This is a genomic window from Desulfonatronospira sp. (assembly GCA_003563255.1).
Classification (GTDB): Bacteria; Desulfobacterota; Desulfovibrionia; order Desulfovibrionales; family Desulfonatronovibrionaceae; genus Desulfonatronospira.
Window position 1 is genome coordinate 1 of sequence record PWSL01000074.1, and the last position, 6,384, is coordinate 6,384.

The window sequence follows — 6,384 nt, forward strand, 5'->3', positions numbered from 1 at the left end:
ATACTATCAGGAACCTTGAAGAGAAAGGACATAAAGTATTCGTACTGATTAAGAAAAAGGACATTCTGGAGGACCTGCTCCAGCGTGCAGGCATGGATTATCTGAATATTCTGCCCGAGGGCCGCAGTGATGGTAAGGCGGGCATTGCTCTGGGAGTCATGAAAAGGGACTGGAGGCTTTTTCGCTTTTGCCTTTCCAACCGCCCTGACCTGCTCATGGGCACATCCGCTGAGATCGGCCATGTGGGCACGATGCTTCGTATTCCTTCTGTAAATGTGAACGAAGACGACGCAGCCGTGATATCCACTTTCTGTAAGATCAGTTATCCTTGGTCAACTCATGTTCTTTCTCCACGTGTCTGCGACAACGGCAAGTGGGAAGAAAAGTCGATAAAATATGAAGGATATCATGAACTGGCCTATCTTCATCCCAATCATTTCACCCCGTCCGTGGAGGTGGTTGAGTCCTACTTTCCCGCTGACAAACCATACTTCCTGATCCGCTTTGCCAGGCTCACCGCCCATCATGATACCGGCATCAAAGGCATCAGCAATGATCTGGCCTGGAAGATTATTGAGATCCTTAAACCCAGGGGGCAAGTGTACATTACTTCCGAAAGAGAGCTTGATCCAGAGTTCGAGCCATACCGCATGTCCATCAACCCCCTGGATATTCATCACGTAATGGCGTTTGCTTCTCTGTATATCGGGGACAGCCAGACCATGGCCGCTGAAGCCGGAGTCCTGGGCACGCCCTTTGTCCGGTTCAACGATTTTGTGGGCCGGATAGGCTACCTGGCTGAGCTTGAGGATGTATACAAGCTGGGATTTGGCATAAGACCCGATGATCCTGAAAAGCTGTTGTCTATAGTCCAAGAACTCGTAAACACTGATAGTCTGAAAAATCTTTTTCAAGAGCGCAGGCAGAAAATGCTTGAGGAAAAAATTGATGTGGCCAGGTTTATGACCTGGTTTGTTGAGAATTACCCAGAAAGCGCCAGCACCATTAAAGAAAACCCAGACTTTCAGTATAGGTTTAGATGAAGGTTAAGGTATGAAAGAGAGAAGGAGTGATGGAGAGACGGAGTGAGGGAAAGAGGGAAAAAGAGATGGAGGGTGTGATGTGGAAAAAGTGAGGACACATAAGGATTTACGTGTTTATCAGAAGTCTTTCGATCTGGCTATGAGGATTTTTGAAATCTCAAAAAATTTTCCAGCTGAAGAGAGATACTCCCTTACTGATCAAATACGTCGTAGTTCAAGGTCTGTCTCTGCAAATATTGCAGAAGCGTTCAGATCCAGAAGATATCCAAAAGCTTTTATTTCCAAACTCGGCAATGCTGAATGTGAAGCCGCAGAGACACAGGTATGGCTTGATTATGCCCTTGCCTGTAAATATTTGGACCAGCCAACACATGAAGAACTCTACCTGGAATATGATCATATCTTGGGTATGCTGGTAAAAATGATAGTGCAGCCTGATGAATGGTGTTTCAGTAATCAATGATAAAGAAGATTTTTCTATGAAAATAATTTCAGTAGTCGGCGCAAGACCAAATTTTATGAAAATTGCTCCTTTCATAAGAGCTATTGAAGACTACAACAACAATTCAAACAATATTTCTTCACCACCGAATCCCTCCCTCTCCCCTGCGCGACCCCCCTCTTCTCCGCTCCATCTCTCCATCCCTCCTTCACTCCATCATATTTTAGTCCACACCGGCCAGCATTATGACGACAAGATGAGCCGTTCTTTTTTCCAGGCTTTGGATATTCCTAAAGCGGATATAAATCTCGGGGTCGGGTCAGGCACGCATGCCCAGCAGGTTGGCCAGACCATGATGGAATTTGAAAAAGTCCTGCAGCAGGAAAGGCCGGATTGGGTCGTGGTGGTGGGAGACGTGAACGCTACCCTGGCCTGCTCTGTCACGGCTAAAAAGGAATGGGTAAAATGCTGCCATATCGAGGCAGGACTTCGAAGCGGAGATATGACCATGCCGGAGGAGATCAACAGGCTGGTCACGGACAGGCTATCAGATCTCTTGCTCACCCCGGATGAGCTGTCTTCAGAAAACTTGCGCAAAGAAGGTGTGTCTGAAGAACGAATCAGGTTTGTGGGCAATATCATGATTGATACGCTTGAAGCCCAGCGCGGGAAGGCTGAAGCTCTCGACATCAATGAAATAATTCTAAACAACAGTCTTGATCATCAACAGATAACTGATAACCGACAACTGATAACCGACGGCTACGCCGTAATAACCATGCACAGACCGTCAAATGTTGATGATCCGGTAATTCTGGGGGCGTTGATAGATTTTTTGTGTGATGAAGTGTGCCGGGACATGCCCTTGATCTGGCCCATTCATCCCAGAACTGAGAATAACCTTAAAAACTTCGGACTGTGGGAACAGGTGGTTCAGACTGACAACATGATCCTCTTATATCCGGTTGGCTATCATGAAATGCTGCGGCTGAACATGGGAGCACGGATCATGCTCACGGACAGTGGCGGTCTGCAGGAAGAATGCTGTGTCCTTGGCACTCCCTGCCTGACCCTGCGCTGGAATACAGAGCGCCCGGTTACTTTGAAGGAGCATGGCGGAGCCAGTGTTCTGGTGGGCAATGCCATTGAAAATATACGCCAGGCATACCATCAGACCCTGAAAGAAGAACGCAGGCCTGTGCGTCCCAAGCTCTGGGACGGCCAAACAGCAAAGCGTTGTCTGGTTGCGATCCTGGAATACGAGAAATCATAAACAACATCCTGAAACCATTACCAAAACGCTTCTTACCCATTCCGCGCAATGCCTGAAATGGGTAATTTAGAACTTATTTTACCCATTTCTTGCAAGGCCTGAAATATATATGACTTACCACACATTATGAGAAAAATGAGATATGGGAATGAATGGGAATATAACTTCTTTTTTGCCTGGCTCATTAATATTAAGACTTATCCGAACAGTGCCGGGATAATGCAGGAGAATCCTGATTATCAATATAGATTTTGGTAGATTTTTCAGCTCTATCTATTTGCTTCGTCATAACTTTGCTTAGCCATATTCATGGTTTCCCTGGAGCTATTGATTAATTTAGCTGCTTGTTCCAGGTTGTTTTGGTCGGGAACTACTCCAGACATCATTTTTTGCAATTCCGTCAAAAGTTTATTCTCAAGCTCATCCAGGAGAAAATGAAACCCTTCATGGCCATATTTATCAATAAAGTCAGATTGATGAGGCAAAGCAGTCTTTATTAGCTGTGACATGGCATCTGTATTCAACCATTTTTCTGACCCGATTCCTGATTTAAAAAATTTCAGTTTTATTACCGCAAGCATGGCAATGGCTTCATATGCAGAAAAAAAGGCCCACACCATCGGGGTTACAAAAGGCCGAGCCTTTGCTGCCATGCTTTGACCAGTTTTGCTGGGGTCAAGCTTTTCATCAAGTATAGAAAATAAATGACGGAAATTTTCATTTTTAGCTGCTTCTTCTAATGCAGGTTCAAACTTGATTACAGCCATGAGTGATGAAATACGTTTAGCTGGAGCAAGGTCCTGTACAGTGGACCAGATTAGTTCCACAGCTTCAACCTGGCGCTTATGCATAGCCTGGTTTCTAGTTGCCATTGAATTTACAGCATAATCACGCAGGGCAGTGATTTCAGCCTGCTTGGATTGCAATTCTAGCTTATGCAGCTCTTCTTTCTGACGAAGATCAGATTTAAGTTTTTCCAGCTTTGAATTAAATTTATGCTCAACGCCTTTTGTGAGAAAAGATGCAATCATTTTACGGCCGAGAAAAAGACCTAAGGCCAAAATACTGGTCGTTGCCACGGAAGGCATCCATAAAGTTAAGTCCATAGTAACCTCGAATTGATATTATTATTAAGGGGTTATTTAAATTTTTACCAATTGAAATAATAGCTGGCAAAACTTAACCAGGCTACAAAGGGCAAAGATCCTGGTCTTGACACGTGACTTTCTTTATGGTTGATGTTAAGACTTTATAAAGCTTGCCCCAGACTTGGATTGACACTGTTTTTCAGTATCTTAACATAATAATCATATCTTCTTTTTATTCAACAATCTTTCAACTAACCAATATTTTTAAAATAATATTATCCATGAATATCCTGAAAGTTGATTTAATCTTGCAATATATTCTAGCAGTGGCCTCAGAAAACGATTGGGATGAGAGGGACCTGAGCAATATCCACTTTATCAAATATATGTATCTGGCTGATCTGGACTATGCAACCCGGTGCGCTGGCAAAACATATACGGGCATTGATTGGCAATTTTTTCGTTTTGGACCCTGGTCTGCAGAATTGAACAGGAGGATCGAGCCGGCCCTCATGGCAATCGGGGCTGAAAAAAAGGTGATCGAGAGTACAAAATTTGATGATTTTACCCGGTGGTCTGTTTCTGACCGGGACTTGATTACTGAGCTAGAAAATAAGATAGATACTATGATTGCCCTGGCCATCAAGGGCGCTGTAAAAAGATTCAAAAATGATACAGAGTCACTTTTGCACCATGTATACCAAACCCGCCCAATGCTTTATGCTGCACCTGGAGAATACCTGGATCTTTCCAGTTCGGGTGTAAGCCATGCTCCGGTGAAAGACGGAACCTCTGCCGAAGACTTGACCGCGAGGCAGAAAAAAAAGCGCAAGATTGAATTTGATAAGCTCAAAAAAGGCTTTCAGGAAAGGTTGACCAAAAAGAGGGAAGAAACGGCCAGACGAAAATCCAGACAGCCGGCCCCCTGTTATGATCAGGTTTTTCTGGAGGGTGTTGAGACTCTTGAAAAACTAGCTGGGCCTGAAATTCCCTCAGGAAAGATCACGTGTTCCTTCAGTGAGCATTTCTGGAAATCAAAGGCCCGGTATGATCCCGAAATACCCTGATGACAGTTTCCAGGCTTTTTTTGAAGAATGGTGGATTCAGGATGATGGACGTGAGTTGTGCCGTGGACGTTTGATAAAGGCCTTTGTTCCCCATGTGGACCAGGTCCCCTGTGCCTTGAAACCCATTGCCAGAACTGACGACAGGGAACATCAGCTTGCCGATTGCGAGATTGTACATGTAGATATCTCTAAAGTCTTTGAACGCCGCACCCTTCCTGTTGCAGGACTCATCTGCTATGAAGGCGAGATAAGAACTGTCTACCGGGCAAAAAAAAGACCTATGCTGCTTATTGCCCTTGCGGGACAAAGCGTACCTCCTGAATTAACAAGGGGAAGGCCTAAATATCAAACATCTGCTACCCACCTGGCAATTCCTTACTATGGTGGAACTGCCGATGGAAAGAGGGCCGGATTTGACCCTGAATTTTTAGCCCGCCTGCGCAAATGCGAGTTTCCGCAATTCTCCTGGGATATATTGCCGATAGACCGCGGTGAAGAGTCTGTATTGAGAATAGATCATATCCAGCCCATCAGTACTCATTACAAGTCCTTTCACCCTACTGAGTTCAGACTTTCTCAGGATGCTTTGAATTTCATGGATGAATGGGTAGCCTGGCATATATTTGATCAACTGCCAGAAGATGACAGCTTGCTTGGATATCTCAGGAAAGGTCTTAACGAAATTTGTTGACAGATTCCTTTCGCTGGAACTTTTCTAGAATTACTCATAATTCCGCGTTGACATTGCAGGCAAGCCCATTGTTTTTGACATCCATCCCAATGAATTCATCGATGAATCTGGTGAAGAAAGAATTATCCACAAAAGATCTAAAAACCCATTTACCTATTTTTTAAAAGACGTGCTGCGCTCCAGGCTCAAGGTCCGCAACCTGGGGCCGGGAGCTGCGGGTTTGTATGAACGGGAGATCGACTTCTATTGCAGCCGTGGCTATGAGTTTACGATACTTAAGGCCTACTGCGGGCAGACTGGATTGCTGGAATAAAAGAGAAGAGGAAGAGGTTTGCCCACGAAACACACGAAATAGCACGAAAAGCAGAAAGGATGATTTATCCGCCGGGGAAAAGCTCTCGGCGGATAAGGCTTCGCCGCTACGCGGAACCAAAACGCATCTGCCGGATAGAATCATGTTCAATGTCCATCCGCAGCGGTGGCATGATCAGCCGTGGCTGAAGGAACTCGTAGGGCAGAATGTGAAGAACTTGGTGAAGGCGGTTGTTGTGAAGAGAAGAAGAAGAGATTAGCCCACGGAACACACGGAAGAACACGGAAGGAAGAAAAAACAATTTTCCTGGCAGGAAAGAAGAGCCTGCCAGGAAATAGGCTTCCGACGCTACGCGGCATAGAACTTAATTTCCGTGCTTTTCCGCATGTTCTGTGGTCATGATTCTTTTCAGTTAGCGAGAGGTCGTTATGCAATATGAAGATTTGACCTACAATATCCTGGGGGCC

General features: G+C 45.0%; 7 protein-coding genes. 6 read left to right on the forward strand and 1 reads right to left on the reverse strand.

Going from position 1 to position 6,384, the window contains the following annotated elements; translation table 11 throughout:
- From QZP87_RS02110 to wecB, 3 genes are all read left to right on the forward strand, one after another.
- Positions 1–1,043: DUF354 domain-containing protein (locus QZP87_RS02110; RefSeq protein ID WP_291321269.1), on the forward strand; the 1,043-nt coding region annotated here is incomplete at its 5' end.
- 79 nt (positions 1,044–1,122) lie between these two features.
- Entirely contained in the window at positions 1,123–1,506 is a 384-nt protein-coding gene (locus QZP87_RS02115) for a four helix bundle protein (protein WP_291321270.1), read from the forward strand.
- Positions 1,507–1,561: 55 nt separating this feature from the next.
- Positions 1,562–2,758 carry a UDP-N-acetylglucosamine 2-epimerase (non-hydrolyzing) gene (gene wecB / locus QZP87_RS02120; RefSeq protein ID WP_291321275.1) on the forward strand — a complete coding sequence of 399 codons (1,197 nt, stop codon included), beginning with the start codon at positions 1,562–1,564 and terminating at the stop codon, positions 2,756–2,758.
- Positions 2,759–3,027: 269 nt separating this feature from the next.
- Here wecB and QZP87_RS02125 read toward each other — a convergent pair whose 3' ends face one another.
- Positions 3,028–3,864, reverse strand: a complete 837-nt coding sequence (locus QZP87_RS02125) for a hypothetical protein (RefSeq protein ID WP_291321271.1) — start codon at positions 3,862–3,864, stop codon at positions 3,028–3,030.
- 290 nt (positions 3,865–4,154) lie between these two features.
- Between QZP87_RS02125 and QZP87_RS02130 the strand changes: the two genes are divergently transcribed.
- From QZP87_RS02130 to QZP87_RS02140, 3 genes are all read left to right on the forward strand, one after another.
- Positions 4,155–4,913, forward strand: coding sequence for a hypothetical protein (locus QZP87_RS02130; protein WP_291321272.1), 759 nt, complete (start codon positions 4,155–4,157; stop codon positions 4,911–4,913).
- Positions 4,894–5,604 (forward strand): hypothetical protein, encoded by a 711-nt coding sequence (locus QZP87_RS02135; protein WP_291321273.1) that lies wholly within the window; start codon positions 4,894–4,896, stop codon positions 5,602–5,604. The genes QZP87_RS02130 and QZP87_RS02135 overlap by 20 nt, the downstream gene beginning before the upstream one ends.
- 224 nt (positions 5,605–5,828) lie before the next feature.
- A complete protein-coding gene (locus QZP87_RS02140) occupies positions 5,829–6,176 on the forward strand; it encodes a hypothetical protein (protein ID WP_291321274.1) in 348 nt (115 codons plus the stop codon).
- The last annotated feature ends 208 nt before the right edge of the window (positions 6,177–6,384 follow it).

Bases quoted from the DNA above. Each gene is read 5' to 3' on its own strand.
- wecB (WP_291321275.1), top strand. From the start codon at position 1,562: ATGAAAATTGCTCCTTTCATAAGAGCTATTGAAGACTACAACAACAAT.
- QZP87_RS02125 (WP_291321271.1), bottom strand. From the start codon at position 3,864: ATGGACTTAACTTTATGGATGCCTTCCGTGGCAACGACCAGTATTTTG.
- QZP87_RS02135 (WP_291321273.1), top strand. From the start codon at position 4,894: ATGATCCCGAAATACCCTGATGACAGTTTCCAGGCTTTTTTTGAAGAA.
- QZP87_RS02140 (WP_291321274.1), top strand. From the start codon at position 5,829: ATGAACGGGAGATCGACTTCTATTGCAGCCGTGGCTATGAGTTTACGA.